Below are 16,680 nucleotides of genomic sequence, written 5' to 3' on the forward strand. Positions count from 1 at the left end.
GGGACCTGTCCGCCGGCGTTCCGTCGCGGCGGGAGCGGCGGCACGCACCCCGACGGGGCGGCAGCGCGCGGGTGCTGTTCGTCGACAACTACGACTCCTTCGTCTTCAACCTCGTCCAGTACGTGCGCGAGCTGGGCGCCGACGCGCAGGTGGTGCGCAACGACGCCGCCACCGTGGCGGAGCTGGTGGCCGCCCGGGAGGCCGGGGACCTCACGCACGTGGTGCTCTCGCCCGGGCCCGGGGCGCCGGCCGACGCGGGGATCAGCGTCGACCTGGTGCGCCGGCTCGGCCCCACCACGCCCTTGCTCGGGGTGTGCCTGGGGCACCAGGCGATCACCGAGGCCTACGGCGGGCGGGTGGTGCGCGCCGCCGAGGTGGTGCACGGGAAGCCGTCGCTCGTGCACCACGACGGGCTGGGCGTGCACGCGGGCCTGCCCTCGCCGCTCACCGTGGCGCGCTACCACTCCCTCGTGGCCGAGGAGGCGAGCCTCCCGCCCGAGCTGGTCGTTACCAGCCGCACCGCCTCGGGCGTGGTCATGGGCCTGCGCCACACCTCCCACCCCGTCGAGGGCGTGCAGTGGCACCCCGAGTCGATCCTCACCACCCGCGGCCACGACCTCCTCGCCACGTTCCTGCGCGGCACCGACCCGGCCGCGCCGTGAGGGTCGTCGTCTCCGGCACCCATGCCAGCGGCAAGTCCACGCTGGTGGCCGACGTCACCGCAGCGCTCCCCGACGTCGAGGTGCTGCCCGACCCGTATGAGCTGGTGGCCGAGGAGATGGGCGAGGAGCCCGATGCGGCTGCGTTCGGCGAGCAGCTGCAGGTCGCGGCCGAGCGGCTCGACGGACCGTCGCCGGAGCACCTCGTGCTGGCCGAGCGCGGACCCCTCGATCTGCTCGCCTACCTGGAGGCGCTGGTCGACCTCGGCCGCCCCGGCCGCGACGCCGAGGCGGTGCGCCGGGGTCGCGTGGTGGCGGCGAAGGCGATGGCGGGGGTCGACCTCGTGCTGCTGCTCGACCCCGACGACGTGCTCGACCCCGACGACGAGGACCCCGGCCTGCGCCTCGCGATGCACATGGCGCTCGTCGACCTGCTGGACGACCCCGACCTGGTGGGCGCGGCGGTCGTCGTCGACGTCGCCGGCGACCGCGGTGCGCGGCTCGCCCAGGCCGTCGCCGCCGTCGGAGGTAGGTAGTGCGCGGCGGTGGGTGCCCCCCGCGGATGCCGCGGGGCACCCACCTCCGACGGCCTGGGCCGGGGGACACGGCTCGGTCCGCGTGGCAGCATCGGCCCCATGGACCTGACCCTCACCGACGAGCAGGCGAGCTTCCGCGCCCTTGCGCGTGACTTCCTCGACCGCGAGGTCGTCCCCCACCGTGCCGCGTGGGACCGCGCCGAGTCCGTGGACCTCGCGATCATCCCCAAGCTCGGAGAGATCGGCTTCTTCGGTCTCACCATCCCCGAGGAGTACGGCGGGGTCGGCGGCGACTACGTCACCTACGTGCTCGCGGCCGAGGAGCTGGGTCGGGCCGACTCCGCCATCCGCGGCATCGTCTCGGTGTCGTCGGGCCTGTTCGGCACGTCCGTCCTGCAGCACGGCACCGAGGAGCAGAAGCAGCGCTGGCTGCCCGACATCGCCGCCGGGCGGACGCTCGGCTGCTTCGGCCTCACCGAGCCCGGTACCGGCTCCGACGCCGGCAACCTGCGCACCCGCGCCCGCCGCGACGGCGACGACTGGGTGATCGACGGCTCCAAGATCTTCATCACCAACGGCACCTGGGCCGACGTCGCCCTCGTCTTCGCCCGCACCAGCGACGACGGCCCGCGCGGGGTGTCCGCGTTCCTCGTCCCCACCGACACACCCGGCTTCCAGGCCACCGAGGTCAAGGGCAAGCTGGGTCTGCGTGGCCAGGCCACCGCGGCGCTGTCCTTCGACGGCGTGCGGGTCCCGGCCGACGCCCTGCTCGGCGAGGAGGGCAAGGGCTTCAAGATCGCCATGCAGACGCTTGACAAGGGTCGGGTCACGATCGCGGCCAGCTGCGTCGGCATCGTGCAGGGCTGCCTCGAGGAGACCGTGAAGTACACCGGCGAGCGCGAGCAGTTCGGTCAGCCGATCGCGTCGTTCCAGCTGGTGCAGGAGATGATCGCCGACATGAGCGTCGACGCCGACGCCGCGCGGCTGCTCACCTGGCGCGCCGCCGACCTCATGCAGCGCGGGGAGCCGTTCGGCACCGCTGCGTCCAAGGCCAAGCTGTTCGCGTCCGAGGCCGCGGTGCGTGCCTCGAACCTGGCGGTGCAGGCGTTCGGCGGCTACGGCTTCATCGACGAGTACCCCGTGCAGAAGTACCTGCGCGACGCTCGCGTGATGACCCTGTACGAGGGCACCAGCCAGGTGCAGAAGCTGCTGATCGGGCGGTCCGAGACGGGCATCAACGCGTTCGTCTGACCGGGTCGTCCGATCGAGGGCCCCTGTTCGACGACGCCCGGCAGCGCGCCGAGCGGGCCCACGGCCGCCGGGGCGCCTAGACTCACTCCTTGTGTACGACGGCGTCATCCAGGACCTCATCGACGAGCTCGGGCAGCTGCCTGGGGTCGGTCCGAAGAGCGCCCAGCGGATCGCCTTCCACCTGCTCGACGCCGACCCCGAGGACGTCCGCCGGCTCGCGGCCGTGCTGGTCGACGTGAAGGACAAGGTCCACTTCTGCGCGATCTGCGGCAACGTGACGGTCGACGTCGAGTGCCGCATCTGCACCGATCCTCGCCGCGACGTCACCGTGCTGTGCGTCGTGGAGGAGAGCAAGGACGTCGTCGCCATCGAGCGCACCCGCGAGTTCCGCGGCCGCTACCACGTGCTGGGCGGCGCGATCAGCCCCATCGCGGGCATCGGCCCCGACCAGCTGCGCATCCGTGAGCTGCTCGGCCGCCTGCAGGACGGCGCCGTCACCGAGGTCATCATCGCCACCGACCCGAACCTCGAGGGCGAGGCCACGGCCACCTACCTCATCCGCATGCTGAGCACCCTCGGCCTGCGGGTCAGCAAGCTGGCCAGCGGCCTGCCCGTCGGCGGTGACCTCGAGTACGCCGACGAGCTCACTCTCGGGCGCGCCTTCGAGGGCCGCACCGCCATCGCCGGCTGAGCGTCAGCGCGCCTCGGTCCCTGCCAGGAGCTCGGCCTGGTCGGCCGCGATCGCCCGGACCACGCGGATCCACAGGGCGCACGCGACGACGAACAGCACCGTCGTCGCGGCGGCGAACGGCGGCAGGTCCTGGATGGACGCCGTGTCGATCTCGTCGACCGGGACGAACACGGTCTCGACGCCGGAGGCGAAGCAGGCCAGCAGGAAGGCACCCCACCACCACCCCACGCGGGCGCCGGACGAGGGACGGTGGGATCGCACCCGCAGGGCGTCGCGCACCACCTGGTAGGGGAACCACAGCGAGACGATCGGCACCAGCCACCCGCCCCACACCCACCCACGACGGCGTGCGTGAGGAGACGTCGGCGACAGCACCTCGAGGTTGGATCGAACGCGCCACAGCCACAGGCACGTGACGACGTAGGCGCCGAGCAGGACGAGGTAGCCCGCGGAGTCGACGAGCTCGTAGGGGGTCCAGAGGTCCCAGGCCAGGCCGCCGTTCGCCTCCTGGCGCTCCCACCGCTCGACGGCGTCCTGCGCCAGCCAGAAGCGGGGCAGGAGCGTCGCGGTGTAGAGCGCGGCCCCGCCGACGGTGAGTGCGGTCAGCAGGCCGAGCGGCTGGGCGTACCCCGTGGGCGTCACGGAGTGCGGAGCGGCCGGGCCGGGAGCAGCCGTCGCGCCGGACTGCGCGACGCCCTCCGGGACGTCGTCCTGGGACGGGTAGCGCGGGTACGTCGGTGAGTCGGTCATGGTTCCCCCGGTCGTGATGATCTGGGGCGACCGTACGACAGGTGAGCCGCTCCGGAGGCGAGAACAGAGGGCTTTGTCCGACTTCGGGCACGCGTGCACCGAGGACGCCGATCGCCGCGGCGCCGGTAGACTCACCGAGTGGAGCTGGAGCTGCGACACCTCAAGGTCGTGTGTGCCATCGCCGACGCCGGGAGCGTCACGAAGGCCGCCGCCGAGCTGGGTGTCGCGCAGCCCGCGCTCACCGCGCAGCTGAGCCGCATCGAGCGTGCCCTGGGCGGCCCGTTGTTCGACCGCGACCACCGCGGCGTGCGGCCCACGTCGCTGGGCGAGCTGGTCATCGCCCGGGCCCGCATGCTGCTGCCCGCCATGACCGGTCTGCTCGACGACGCCACCCGGCTGAACGACCCCGAACGGGGGCGGAGCACCCCCGAGCACCTGTCCATCGGCTCCTCGTCGCCGGCCATCCTCGCGCCCCTCATCCAGCGGCTGGAGGAGCGGCACCCGGACCTCGAGGTCTCCACGACCGCCTCGTGGTCGGCCGACGAGCTGGCCCGTGAGCTCGACGACGGGCGCCTCGACTTCGCCGTGGTCGGCATCTGCGGAGGCGACAGCACGCCGGGGGAGCGCGGCCAGGTGTGGCGCACGTTCTCGGTGGACCCCGTGTTCGTGATGCTCCCGCAGGACCACCTGCTGGCGGACGTCGACGAGGTCGCGCTCGCCGACCTCGCCACCACCGGCTGGGCCGCGACCCCGGGCGACGGCTGCTTCCAGGAGTGCTTCGCGGCTGCCTGCGCGCGCGAGGGCTTCGCGCCGCGCAGCCTCTACGTCGCCGACGCGGCCAGCTGCATCGACCTCGTGGCGTCCGGCACGGCCGTGGCGCTGTGCCAGCCCACGCGGGTCCTCCCGGGGCTGGTGACCAAGCCGCTCGCCGGAGTCCCCCTGAGCTGGCGCCACCTCGTCGGCTGGCGACCCGACTCCGTGGGCGCTGCCTTCGCCGACGAGCTGCTGCTCACCGTCCGCATGGCGCACGGTGACCTCGTCGCGCGCAGCGCCGTCTACGCCGACTGGTTGGGGCGGAACCCGGGCTTCGGCGAGCAGCACGACCCGGGCATCACCCCCGCGGTATGACTCTTCCGGTATGACCCTCCAGGGCTGAACTGACAGTACGTTCTTGCCAACCCCTCGGGGGGGCTGCGGAGGCGAACCCGTCTCCGGACGACAGCGTGGGGCGTGGCGGCGAGCCGTCCGTTCCGCAGGACGGCGGCACCCTGGCGACCCCAGCGTGCCGCCACGACGAAGGAGATCCACCGTGAAGACTCCCAAGCGAACCCTCTTCGGCTCCCTGGCCGTCGCCGTCGTGCTGGCCACGGCGCTCGGCCAGCAGGCCAACGCCGCGCCGTCACCCGACGACGTCCCGCCCAAGACCAGCATGATGAAGGCCATGGAGCGCGACCTCGGCCTCTCCGAGACGCAGGCCAAGGCCCGCATCGCCGACGAGGCCCAGGCAGCCAAGGCCGAGAAGTCGCTCGTCAAGAGCCTGGGCGCCGACTACGCCGGCTCCTGGTACGACGCGAAGAAGGGCACCCTCGTCGTCGCGGTGACCGATGCCGCCGCCGCCGACGCCGTCACCGCGAAGGGCGCCGAGGCGCGCACCGTCGAGCGGTCGTCGTCGGAGCTGAACGGCTACATGAAGGCCCTCAACGCGAAGAAGAGCGCAGCGCCCGACACCGTGGCCGGCTGGTACGTCGACGCCGAGTCCAACAAGGTCGTCCTTCCGACGCAGGACGTCGCCGCTGCCGAGGCGTTCGCCGAGAAGGCCGGCGTCCCGGCCGAGGCGTTCCAGGCCGAGGCCGCTCCCGAGCGTCCGCAGCCGCTCTACCAGGGCGGCGACGCCTACTACATCGGCGGCGCGCGCTGCTCCATCGGCTTCGCCGTCACGGGCGGCTTCGTGAGCGCCGGTCACTGCGGCACCACGGGCAGCACCACCTCGTCGCCGAGCGGCACGTTCGCCGGTTCGAGCTTCCCCGGCAACGACTACGCGTTCATCCGCTCGTCGGCGTCGATCACCGGCACCGTGAACAACTACAGCGGCGGTAGCGTCGCCGTCCGTGGTTCTTCCAACGCGGCCATCGGGTCGTCGATCTGCCGCTCCGGCTCCACGACAGGCTGGCGCTGCGGCACCATCCAGGCCCGCAACTCCACGGTGAACTACGCCGAGGGCTCGGTGACCGGGCTCATCCGCACCACCGCGTGCGCCGAGCCGGGCGACTCGGGTGGATCGGCCATCTCCGGCAACCAGGCGCAGGGCGTCACCTCCGGTGGCTCCGGCAACTGCTCGTTCGGCGGGACGACGTACTTCCAGCCCGTCAACGAGATCCTCAGCGCCTATGGCCTGACCCTCAAGACCTCCTGACCGGAGGAACCGCGCACGGCGCGGACCGGGCACCCTCTTCCCCTGGAGGTGTCGGGTCCGCGCCGTTCGTCGTTTCGCGGGGCTCGCGCGTTGCTGCGTCGCCGCCGCTGGGCTTTCGCCTGCTGCTGCGTCGCTGTGGCTGCGAGGCGGGGTGGTCTCCGAAAGGGCCTCGACCGCAGCAGGGGGTCTGGGCTCGGCTGGGTCTGCGGGGCGCGGCCACGATTCGTCCTTCGTGCGGGATCCACGCACGATTCTTCCTTCCCGTGGACCGTGCCTCGCGAAGGAAGCATCGTGGCGACGAAAAGGGCCCCGTACGGGCAGTGATTCTCCCTTCGCGTGGACCGTCCCACGCAAAGGAAGAATCTCTGCCCACCCCGGCGCACGAGTCGCCCCTGCGGACGCAAGATTCTGCCTTCGCGTGCAGAAACCCGAACGATGCTGCGTTCACGACGGAATCCGAACACCAACGCAGCATCCTTCGACCCCTCACGCACGAACGCAGAATCTTGCGTCCCCCGAGCCACGCTCCGAGAGCCCACCCGACCCCGGACCCGACCGCCGGTCGAGGCCCTTTCGGAGCGCAGGTCGACTCGCAGCCACAGCGACGCAGCCGTAAGGCACGACCCACCCGGAGCAGCGCAGCCCGCACGGCACGACTCAGCCACAGCGACGCAGCCGCACGGCACGACCCACCCGCGACCGCACGCGCCGACGCCCTCGGCGCGATCTCGCGGTCCCACGGCAGGAACGACGGTGGAGGCGGCCTGTCGCAGGCCGGTAGCATGGACGACGTTGCCCGGTCAGCGTCGCCCTGGCACGGTCCACCCCACCCCCGCACCTCAAGGACATCGTCGTGGGCATTGTCGTCCAGAAGTACGGTGGCTCCTCCGTCGCCGACGCCACGAGCGTCAAGAGGGTCGCCCAGCGCATCGTCGCCACCAAGAAGGCCGGTCACGACGTCGTCGTGGTCGTCTCGGCCATGGGCGACACGACCGACGAGCTGATCGACCTCGCCAACGAGGTCTCACCGCTGCCGCCCGCCCGTGAGCTCGACATGCTGCTCACCGCCGGCGAGCGGATCTCGATGGCCGTGCTGGCCATGGCCATCGGCAACCTCGGCCAGGAGGCCCGCTCGTTCACCGGCTCCCAGGCCGGCGTGATCACCGACGCCGAGCACGGCAAGGCCAAGATCATCGACGTCACGCCCGGTCGCATCGAGAAGGCGATCGCCGAGGGCGCCATCGCGATCGTCGCGGGGTTCCAGGGCGTCTCGCAGACCACGAAGGACATCACGACCCTCGGCCGTGGCGGGTCCGACACGACCGCCGTGGCCCTGGCCGCGGCCCTCAGGGCCGACGTGTGCGAGATCTACTCCGACGTCGACGGCATCTTCACCGCCGACCCTCGGATCGTCCCCGACGCCCGCCAGATCCCGCAGATCTCCTACGAGGAGACGCTCGAGATGGCCGCGAACGGCGCCAAGATCCTGCACCTGCGCTGCGTCGAGTACGCGCGCCGCAACGACATGCCCATCCACGTCCGGTCGTCGTTCTCCGACAAGCCCGGCACGTGGGTCATCAAGGCCGACGACGTCACGAAGGACCCCACCATGGAGCAAGCGATCATCAGCGGCGTGGCCCACGACCGCTCCGAGGCCAAGATCACCGTCGTCGGCGTGCCCGACAAGGTCGGCTACGCCGCGGCGATCCTGCGCGCGCTCGGCGACGCGCAGATCAACATCGACATGATCGTGCAGAACGTGTCGGCCGCCGCCACGGCGCTCACCGACATCTCGTTCACCCTGCCGCGGGCCGACGGCCAGACCGCCATGACCGCCCTGGCGCGGCTCAAGGACGAGGTCGGCTTCGAGCGCCTCCAGTACGACGACAGCGTCGGCAAGGTCTCCATCGTCGGCGCGGGCATGCGCTCGGCGCCCGGCATCACGGCCACGTTCTTCCAGGCCCTGGCCGACGCCGGGATCAACATCGCGATGATCTCGACGTCGGAGATCCGCATCTCGGTCGTGGTGGCCGAGAGCCAGGTCGAGGAGGCGGTCCGCGCCGCCCACTCGGCGTTCGACCTCGGCACCGACGAGGTCCAGGCCGTGGTCTACGGAGGGACCGGACGATGAGCCGTCGCGCCAGCATCGGCATCGTGGGCGCCACCGGGCAGGTGGGTGTCGCGATGCGCCAGATCCTCGAGGAGCGGAACTTCCCCGCCGACGAGGTCCGCTTCTTCGCCTCGGCCCGGTCGGCCGGCACGGTCCTGCCGTTCGCCGGCCGCGAGATCACCGTCGAGGACGCCGAGACGGCCGATCCGTCGGGTCTCGACATCGCCCTGTTCTCCGCCGGTGCCACCACCTCGCGGGCCCACGCGCAGCGCTTCGCCGACGCGGGCGTGACCGTGGTCGACAACAGCTCGGCGTTCCGCAAGGACCCGAGCATCCCGCTCGTGGTCAGCGAGGTGAACCCCGAGGCCATCCCCGCCGGCGACGGTCCGGGTGGCCGCGGCATCATCGCCAACCCGAACTGCACCACCATGGCCGCCATGCCGGTCCTCAAGCCGCTGCACGAGGAGGCCGGGCTGGTCCGCCTGGTCGTCGCGTCGTACCAGGCGGTCTCGGGGTCGGGCATCGCCGGCGTCCGCGAGCTGCACGGGCAGGCGCGCGCCGTGGTCGAGAAGGCCGACGAGCTGGCCTACGACGGCAGCGCCGTCGCGTTCCCCGACCCCGACGTCTACGTCGCGCCCATCGCGTTCAACGTGCTGCCCATGGCCGGCAGCGTGGTGGACGACGGCAGCAACGAGACCGACGAGGAGCAGAAGCTGCGCAACGAGTCGCGCAAGATCCTCGGCCTGCCCGACCTCCGGGTCGCGGGCACCTGCGTGCGCGTGCCCGTGTTCACGGGGCACTCGCTGAGCATCCACGCCGAGTTTGAGGGCGACCTCTCCCCGGAGCGGGCCACCGAGATCCTGGGCAGCGCGCCCGGGGTGCAGCTGGTCGAGGTGCCCACGCCGCTGCAGGCCGCGGGCGCCGACCCGAGCCTGGTCGGGCGCATCCGTGCCGACCAGTCGGCGCCGGAGGGCAAGGGCCTCGTGCTGTTCGTCAGCGGCGACAACCTGCGCAAGGGTGCGGCCCTCAACACGGTCCAGATCGCCGAGCTCCTCCTCGGCTGAGGTGGGTGTGACGGGCATGGTCCGTGGCGTTGCGGCCGACCTTGTGGTGAGGAGCCGACGCCCCGCGGACCTCGATGCGCTGGTGGCGGTGCTCGCCGCGGTCCACGAGCAGGACGCCTACCCCGTGCGCGCGTCCCGCGTGAGTGCGGACTGGCTCGAGGAGGGGACCGACGTGGCTTGGGTGGCCCTGCTCGACGGGCACGTGGTCGGTCACGTGGCCCTCGCACGCACCCCCGACGGGTGGGAGCTGACCCGCTACGTCGTCGCCGTCGGTGCTCGCGGTCGCGGGGTCGGCAGGGCGCTCCTCGACGTCGCCGAGGCGTGGGCCGACGCCGACGGCCTGCCGATGACGCTGGTGGTCATGGAGCACAACGTGGACGCCCAGGCGGTCTACGCTCGCCGCGGCTGGGCGCGGGGCAGTGCCCGCCGCGCCGACTTCGTGGGCGACGACGGACGACGTCCGAGGATGGTCGACTTCCGGCGCGAGGCCGTCCAGGTCTGACTCGGGGTCAGGTCCTGGTGCGTGCCAGGGTCGTCCCCGAGGTGCGAGGTGAGCGGTCTCCCTAGCGTCGAGGCATGACACGGGGAACCTGGACGGACCTCCGCCGCTGGGCGGCCATCCTGCTGGCGCTGGGCGCGGTGGCGTCGAGCGTTCCGGCGCACGCCGCGGACGGCGAGGTGAGGTCCCGTGACGAGGTCAGGACCTACCTGAACGCACTGCGTGCCGAGCTCGACCTCCCGGGCGTCGCGGTCGCCGTGCTCGACGGTGACGACCTGGTCCTCGAGGAGGCCCTGGGTGAGGACGGCGACGGCCGACCCGTCACGCGGGAGACGCCCCACTTGATCGGGTCCGTCGCCAAGTCGATGACCGCCACGCTGGTGGTCCAGCAGGCCGAGGACGGCCGCCTCGACCTGGACGAACGGGTCGGCGGGCGGCTGCCCTGGCTGCACGACACCGACGCGACCGTCCGGCAGCTGTTGACCCACACGAGCGGCTACACCGCGAGCGACGGGCTCGCCGTCTCCGAACGCTTCGACGACCAGCCGGGTGCGGTCCGTCGGGCGGCAGGCGACCTGCGGAGCACGGGCACGCGCGGCAGCTACGCCTACAGCTCGGCCAACTACCTGGTCCTGGGCGCCCTGCTCGAGGCGCTGGAGGACCGTCCGTACGCGGAGATCCTGCGGCGCGACCTGCTCGGGCCGCTCGGGATGGACGACACGTCGGGCGCCGCCGAAGCCGGCCGCGACCTCCCGGCGGGCCACCAGTGGTGGTTCGGGCGGCCGCGTGCCCACCAGGTCGGGATGGACGAGTCGGGTGCTCCGTACGGCTACGTGGTGTCCAGCCTCTCCGACCTCGAGACCTACGCGGCGGCCCAGGCTGGAGCACGTCCGGACGTGCTCGACGGGGAGCTTCTCGCATCGGTGCACGCGCCACGTGTGCGGGCCGACGACGACCGGTACGGCTACGGCTGGCGGGTCACGGGCGACGGGGCCGGTCGCTTGGTCCACCACACCGGCGCGACCCCGGGGTTCTTCGCCCACGTCCTGGTCCGTCCCTCCGACGGGCGGTCCGTCGTGGTGCTGGCCGGCGCCTACGGCGAGGCGCAGGCCCCCGCCCTCGCCGGTGTGGCCAAGGACGTCCTGACGATCACGGACGGCGGTTCCGCGGCGCCGACGTCGGGCGACCCGGTCCTCGGTGCGCTGCCCTGGGTCCTCGGTGCCGCCGCTGCGATCGGCGCGCTGCTGGTCGTGCTCGTCCGGGCGCGGACCTCGGTGCGACGGTGGGGCCGTGCGGCGGCTGCCGGCGTCGTGGCGGGGTCGCTCCTGCTCCTGCCGGGACTGCTCGGAACCGACCCGCGGCAGCTGCGGATCTGGGCACCGGACAGCTTCCTCGCGCTGGTCGTCGCCGCCACGGCGTGGGCGCTGCTCGCGGGCGCTCTCGTCGTGAGCCGGCGAGGGCCGGCGGCAGGGGTCCGAGGGTCCTGACCGGGGGCTAGTCCGGCAGTGCGGCCCGCAGGGCGTCGGCGAGGTGCTCGGGCGTGGTGGCGAACGACCGGCTCGTGAGCACGAGCTCACCGTCTCGGGCGGGTCCGCGCACGACGACCGACTGCGAACGGGCGGTGTCGCCGCTGCCCACCCGGACGCGTCGCCGCGTGGCGCGCACCTGCGTGCTGCGCCGGCCCTCGTGCAGGGTCACGACGTCGCCACGCACCGTCACACGCTGCCGGGTCCGGCCGCGGACGGTGACGAACCAGAGCCAGGCCCCCACGGGCCACAGGCCGAGCAGGACGACGGGCGAGCGGCGCCCGGACGAGTCACCGAGGACGCTGGGGTCCCCCAGCGCGATGGTGGCCAGCACCGCCGCCGCCGTGGTGCCGACCGTGAGGACGCAGAGGAACCGCCATGGCCAGGGGCTGCCGTCGATGACGATGCTCCCGTCGACGGCCCTCGGCGTGACCGGGCGGCGGGGGAGGAGGATGTAGACGACGGCCATGAGGAAGGCCGCGCCCATGAGCCCGACCGTCGCGCCCATCGGCGCGTCGCCTCCGGACGCCGTCGCGGCCATGAGCACCCCGCCCCCGGTCATGAGCAGACCCATCGGCATGCCGATGAGGACGACCTTGCGCTCGGGGCTCATCGAGATGCGGCGACCGCGGCGACCTCGTCGAGGGCCGAGGGGTCGGCGAGGGCGCCTCGCGTGGCGGCCTCGTCGGCCGGGACTCCGCGCAGGATCTTCTTGACCGGCACCTCGAGCTTCTTGCCCGAGAGCGTGCGGGGCAGCGCCCTCACGACGTGCATCTCGTCGGGGACGTGGCGCGGCGACAGCCGGGTGCGCAGCTCGCGGGCCACGCTCGTGCGCAGGGCGTCGACGTCGGTGCCGTCGGGGTCGGCCAGCGACACCAGCAGCACCAACGTCCCGGCGCCCCCTTCGTCGTCCTCGAGGTGCACGACCAGGCTGTCCCTCACCTCGGGCAGGCTCTCGACGACGGTGTAGAACTCGGCGGTCCCGAGCCGCACGCCGCCGCGGTTGAGGGTCGCGTCGCTGCGGCCGGTGATGGTGCAGGTGCCGCGCTCGGTGATGGTGATCCAGTCGCCGTGGCGCCACACCCCCTCGATGTCCTCGAAGTAGGCGGCGCGGTAGCGCGAGCCGTCGTCGTCGCCCCAGAAGCCCACCGGCATGGACGGCATGGGAGCGGTGATGACGAGCTCGCCGAGGGACCCGACGACCGGCTCGCCGTCCTCGTCGAAGGACTCGACCGCCGCGCCCAGGCAGCGGCACGAGATCTCGCCGGCGTACACGGGGACGGTCGGGGCGGCGCCCACGAACGCGGCGCACACGTCGGTGCCGCCCGAGACGGACTGCAGGTGCACGTGGTCGCCCACCGCGTCGTAGACCCAGCGGAAGCCCTCGGCCGGCAGGGGTGCGCCGGTGGACCCCACGCCGCGCAATGTCGACATGTCGCCGATCTCGCTCGGCACGATCCCCTCCTTGCGGCACTGCAGCAGGAACGGCGCGCTGGTGCCGAAGTACGTGACGCCCAGCTCGTCGGCGTCGCGCCACAGCTGGCCGAGGTCGGGGTGGGCCGGGTTGCCGTCCCACAGGACGATCGTCGAGCCGGTCAGCAGGCCCGAGACGAGCAGGTTCCACATCATCCAGCCCGTGGTGGAGAACCAGAAGAACACGTCGTCGGCGCCGAAGTCGTGGTGCAGTCCCAGCGACTTGAGGTGCTCGAGGGTGATGCCACCGTGACCGTGGACGATGGGCTTCGGCAGGCCGGTCGTGCCGGAGGAGTAGAGGACGTAGAGCGGTGCGTCGAACGGCAGCCGCTCGAAGGCGAGCTCGCCTGGCTCACCCAGCAGCTCGTCCCACGTCGTCGTGGCGGTGCCGTCGATTGCGGGCACGGGCGCCTCGGGCTCCAGGTACGGCAGCCACACGAGGGTCTCCACGCTCGGGAGCGCGTCGACGATGTCGGCGACCTCGCCGCGCCGGTCCACCGGCTTCGCGCCGTAGCGGTAGCCGTCGACGGCCAGCACGACCTTGGGCTCGGTCTGCTTCCAGCGGTCGACGACGCTCTGGACCCCGAACTCGGGGGCGCAGGAGCTGAAGACCGCTCCCAGGCTGGCTGCCGCGAGCAGCAGCACGAGCGTCTCGGGCGCGTTCGGGGCGTAGGCGGCGACCCGGTCCCCACGGACCACGCCGGCGCGCTTCAGCCCGGCGCGAGCACGGGCCACCTGGTCACGCAGCTGCGCCGCCGTGAGCCGGACGTCGGCCCGCGACTGCGAGCGCGCCACGACGACCACGTCGGCGTCGGCCCGGCCGGGGAGCCGCAGCATCGCCTCGGCGTAGTTGAGCCGCACGTCCGGGAACCAGACCGCACCCGGCATGGAGGCGTCGGCCAGGGCAGGGGAGGGCTCCCCGTCGCCGGGGACGTCGAAGAACCGCCACACGGCCTGCCAGAACGCGTCGGGCTCCGCGACGGACCAGCGCCACAGGGCGTCGTAGTCGTGCGGGTCGATGCCGACCGTGCGGGCGAAGTGGACGATGCGCGGTGCGGCGTCGGGGTCGGGGCGCCAGAGGACCTCGGGGCTGCGATCGGTACCGGTCATGCGGAGTGCTCCTGGAGTACGGGGTGGCTGCTCAGCGCACGGCGTCGTCGTCCGGGCGGACGTCGCTCGCGGTCCACACCAGGAGACGCTGCACCAGCGGGACCGTGGCGGTCATGAGGCCCGGCACGATCAGCCACGCCCAGGGCCCGTCGACGGGCTCCAGGAACAGCAGCATCACGAGGACGGCCACCAGCATCACGGAGAGCGCGAGGACCGCGCGCGCCTGCTGCACGCCGAACGCGATGAGCAGCCGGGAGCCGATCTCGTAGGCGAGGCCCACCACGACCAGGACGGCCAGGCCGCCCCAGAAGGCGCCGCCCGCCGAGGTGCCGCGCACCGCGCTGAACAGGTTGAGGCACGCCCAGCCGCCGGCCGTGATCAGCAGCCCGGCGACCAGCCCGGTGACCAGGGAGGCGCGCAACGGCGGGACGGTGGGGAGTCGGTAGTCGCGCACCGCCCACACGGCGTCCTCGCTGCGGTCGCGGACCGCGAAGCCGAGCCGCCGTGCGAGGTCGCCGGTCCCGTGCAGGGCGTCGGTCGCACGTCCGCGTGCGCTCCCGAGGGCGGCCCCGACGTCGATGGTGGTGCGCGGACCGCTGCGCTGGGGCTGCGGCGCCGTCGCGGGCTGCTCGACGGCCTCGTCGTCGGACGGATCCGCGGCGCGCGAGTCCTTGCCCTTGAGCCGCGAGACGGCCGAGGCCTTGGGCGCTGCAGGCCGGACGGGTCGAGCCGTGCCCGACGCGGGCGCGCCGGGGCGCACCACCGTCTTCTTGACGATCTTCTTGACCACGCGCGGCTGGGTGCTGCCGGCACCGTCGGCCTGCGTCGTGCCCTCCTCGACCATGGCGCCAGTGTGTCACAGCGCACGTCGTCCGGGTTGGGGAGCGCACGCACGACGAAGCCCCCGGACCGTGGTGGTCCAGGGGCTTCGGATCCCGAAGGAACTGGGTCGGGGTGACAGGATTTGAACCTGCGGCCTCGTCGTCCCGAACGACGCGCGCTACCAAGCTGCGCCACACCCCGGCGCTGTCCTCGCTAGGAGGACGAACCCGCTGAGTCTATCGCAGTGAGGGTGAGCAGGGTGGCCTCGGGTCGGCAGGCGAAGCGGACCGGCGCGAACGGTGAGGTGCCGAGCCCGCCCGACACGTGCAGCCACGACGGAGACGAGCCGGCGACCTGGTGCGTGCTCAGGCCCTTCACGCGGGCCCGGTCGAGGTCGCAGTTGGTCACCAGCGCGCCCACGAAGGGCAGGCACAGCTGGCCGCCGTGGGTGTGCCCGGCCAGGACGAGCGGGTATCCCTGGCGGGAGGCGTGGTCGAGCACCCGCAGGTACGGCGCGTGCGCCACCGCCACGGCGAGGTCGGCGTCGGCCCCGAGGGACGCGGCCGGCGGGACGGCCGCGAGGTCGTCGAGCTCCAGGTGCGGGTCGTCGACCCCGGCGAACGTGAGTCGTCGCCCGTCGACGGTGAGCGACCCGGTCGCGTTGTTCAGGTCGAGCCAGCCGTGCTCGGCCAGGCCCTCGCGCAGGTCCTCGAAGGGGAGGGTCGCGGCGCGCTCCCACGTGCCCCCGACCTGGGTCCCGGTGCCACCGGTCAGGTACTTGAGAGGGTTCTTGGGCACCGGGGCGAAGTAGTCGTTGGAGCCGAACACGAACACGCCGGGGCGCTGCAGCAGATCGCCGTAGGCCTCCAGCAGCGGGGGAACGGCGTCGTGGTGGGCGAGGTGGTCACCGGTGCTGACCACCAGGTCGGGCTCGAGGTCGGCCAGGGACCGCAGCCAGTCGGCCTTGCGCCCCTGGGTCGGCGTCAGGTGCGCGTCGGACAGGTGCAGGACCTTCAGCGGGCGGGCGCCCGACGGGAGCACCGGCACGGACACGTGCCGCAGCGCGAACCACCGCGCCTCCCACCAGGCGTAGCCCAGGCCGGCCGCGCCGGCACCGATCACACTGGCTCCCACCACCACGGGCCGAGCCGCCACCGATGCCCTCATGCTCCCAGCCTAGGTGCGTGGCCGAACGGCGCTCGCCCGCGGTGAGAGGATGAGGGCATGTCAGCCCTGAAGGACCGCCTCCGTTCCGATCTCACCGCGTCGATGAAGGCCCGCGACACCCTGCGCTCGAGCACGCTGCGCATGGTCCTCACCGCCGTGACCAACGCCGAGGTGGCCGGCAAGGAGGCCCGCGAGCTGACGGACGACGACGTGCTGACCGTGCTGACGTCGGAGGCCAAGAAGCGTCGCGAGGCCGCCGAGGCATTCGAGGCGGGCAACCGTCCCGAGCTGGCCCAGAAGGAGCGCGACGAGGCCGCCGTCCTGGCCGAGTACCTGCCCGAGCAGCTGTCGGCCGACGAGGTCCGCGCTCTCGTCACGTCGACCATCGAGCAGCTCGGCGTGGCCGGCGACGGCATGAAGGCCATGGGCCGCGTCATGGGCGCGCTGCAGCCGCAGGTCAGGGGCCGGGCCGACGGCGGCGTGATGGCCGCCGAGGTCAAGAAGGCACTCGGCGCCTGAGGGTGGGCGCCGGGCCGGCCCGGTGAGAGGTAGGTGGCGCGCGTCTCCACCGGTTCGGAGGTAGGTGGCACGCAGATACCGGCTCGGTAT

The 16,680-nt window shown here is 72.8% G+C and carries 16 protein-coding genes and 1 tRNA gene; 11 read left to right on the top strand and 6 right to left on the bottom strand.

Annotation, left to right across the window (positions count from 1 at the left end; translation table 11 throughout):
* Positions 1-71 precede the first annotated feature (71 nt).
* The 4 genes from RQG84_RS18090 to recR all read left to right on the top strand — a co-directional run bounded on the left by RQG84_RS18090 (position 72) and on the right by recR (position 3,137).
* Complete coding sequence (locus RQG84_RS18090) at positions 72-662, top strand: anthranilate synthase component II (protein WP_396135219.1); 591 nt, start codon at positions 72-74, stop codon at positions 660-662.
* Entirely contained in the window at positions 659-1,195 is a 537-nt protein-coding gene (locus RQG84_RS02270; protein ID WP_311208666.1) for an AAA family ATPase, read from the top strand. Before RQG84_RS18090 ends, RQG84_RS02270 begins: the two co-directional genes overlap by 4 nt.
* A gap of 99 nt (positions 1,196-1,294) precedes the next feature.
* Complete coding sequence (locus tag RQG84_RS02275) at positions 1,295-2,446, top strand: acyl-CoA dehydrogenase family protein (RefSeq protein WP_311208667.1); 1,152 nt, start codon at positions 1,295-1,297, stop codon at positions 2,444-2,446.
* Between the two features lie 91 nt (positions 2,447-2,537).
* Entirely contained in the window at positions 2,538-3,137 is a 600-nt protein-coding gene (gene recR / locus RQG84_RS02280) for a recombination mediator RecR (protein WP_055963139.1), read from the top strand.
* A 3-nt stretch (positions 3,138-3,140) separates the two neighbouring features.
* Here the strand turns inward: recR and RQG84_RS02285 are convergent, their stop codons facing one another.
* Entirely contained in the window at positions 3,141-3,887 is a 747-nt protein-coding gene (locus RQG84_RS02285; RefSeq protein WP_311208668.1) for a DUF4328 domain-containing protein, read from the bottom strand.
* Positions 3,888-4,025: 138 nt separating this feature from the next.
* Between RQG84_RS02285 and RQG84_RS02290 the strand changes: the two genes are divergently transcribed.
* The 6 genes from RQG84_RS02290 to RQG84_RS02315 all read left to right on the top strand — a co-directional run bounded on the left by RQG84_RS02290 (position 4,026) and on the right by RQG84_RS02315 (position 11,460).
* Complete coding sequence (locus RQG84_RS02290) at positions 4,026-5,015, top strand: LysR family transcriptional regulator (RefSeq protein WP_311208669.1); 990 nt, start codon at positions 4,026-4,028, stop codon at positions 5,013-5,015.
* 181 nt (positions 5,016-5,196) lie between these two features.
* Positions 5,197-6,300: a S1 family peptidase gene (locus RQG84_RS02295; protein ID WP_311208670.1), complete on the top strand. Its 1,104-nt coding sequence runs from the start codon at positions 5,197-5,199 to the stop codon at positions 6,298-6,300.
* 853 nt (positions 6,301-7,153) lie between these two features.
* The gene (locus RQG84_RS02300; RefSeq protein WP_055963153.1) at positions 7,154-8,431 is read left to right on the top strand and encodes an aspartate kinase; all 1,278 of its coding nucleotides are present in this window, start codon (positions 7,154-7,156) and stop codon (positions 8,429-8,431) included.
* Positions 8,428-9,474, top strand: a complete 1,047-nt coding sequence (locus RQG84_RS02305) for an aspartate-semialdehyde dehydrogenase (RefSeq protein WP_311208671.1) — start codon at positions 8,428-8,430, stop codon at positions 9,472-9,474. Before RQG84_RS02300 ends, RQG84_RS02305 begins: the two co-directional genes overlap by 4 nt.
* 46 nt (positions 9,475-9,520) lie before the next feature.
* On the top strand, positions 9,521-9,976 hold the full coding sequence (locus tag RQG84_RS02310; RefSeq protein WP_311208672.1) for a GNAT family N-acetyltransferase: 456 nt from the start codon (positions 9,521-9,523) through the stop codon (positions 9,974-9,976).
* Between the two features lie 74 nt (positions 9,977-10,050).
* Positions 10,051-11,460: a serine hydrolase domain-containing protein gene (locus tag RQG84_RS02315; protein ID WP_311208673.1), complete on the top strand. Its 1,410-nt coding sequence runs from the start codon at positions 10,051-10,053 to the stop codon at positions 11,458-11,460.
* A 7-nt stretch (positions 11,461-11,467) separates the two neighbouring features.
* On the opposite strand, the gene RQG84_RS02320 is transcribed toward RQG84_RS02315, so the two are convergent.
* The 5 genes from RQG84_RS02320 to RQG84_RS02340 all read right to left on the bottom strand — a co-directional run bounded on the left by RQG84_RS02320 (position 11,468) and on the right by RQG84_RS02340 (position 16,071).
* Positions 11,468-12,112, bottom strand: a complete 645-nt coding sequence (locus RQG84_RS02320; protein WP_311208674.1) for a hypothetical protein — start codon at positions 12,110-12,112, stop codon at positions 11,468-11,470.
* Positions 12,109-14,082, bottom strand: a complete 1,974-nt coding sequence (locus RQG84_RS02325; RefSeq protein WP_311208675.1) for an acetoacetate--CoA ligase — start codon at positions 14,080-14,082, stop codon at positions 12,109-12,111. The genes RQG84_RS02320 and RQG84_RS02325 overlap by 4 nt, the downstream gene beginning before the upstream one ends.
* A gap of 31 nt (positions 14,083-14,113) precedes the next feature.
* Positions 14,114-14,926 (bottom strand): hypothetical protein, encoded by an 813-nt coding sequence (locus tag RQG84_RS02330; protein WP_311208676.1) that lies wholly within the window; start codon positions 14,924-14,926, stop codon positions 14,114-14,116.
* Between the two features lie 105 nt (positions 14,927-15,031).
* Positions 15,032-15,105 (bottom strand) — tRNA-Pro (locus RQG84_RS02335).
* A 12-nt stretch (positions 15,106-15,117) separates the two neighbouring features.
* The gene (locus RQG84_RS02340; protein WP_311208677.1) at positions 15,118-16,071 is read right to left on the bottom strand and encodes a metallophosphoesterase; all 954 of its coding nucleotides are present in this window, start codon (positions 16,069-16,071) and stop codon (positions 15,118-15,120) included.
* Positions 16,072-16,128: 57 nt separating this feature from the next.
* Between RQG84_RS02340 and RQG84_RS02345 the strand changes: the two genes are divergently transcribed.
* On the top strand, positions 16,129-16,590 hold the full coding sequence (locus tag RQG84_RS02345) for a GatB/YqeY domain-containing protein (RefSeq protein WP_311208678.1): 462 nt from the start codon (positions 16,129-16,131) through the stop codon (positions 16,588-16,590).
* The last annotated feature ends 90 nt before the right edge of the window (positions 16,591-16,680 follow it).

The sequence above is a fragment of the Aeromicrobium sp. WCS2018Hpa-31 genome, assembly GCF_031843905.1.
Lineage (GTDB): Bacteria > Actinomycetota > Actinomycetes > Propionibacteriales > Nocardioidaceae > Aeromicrobium.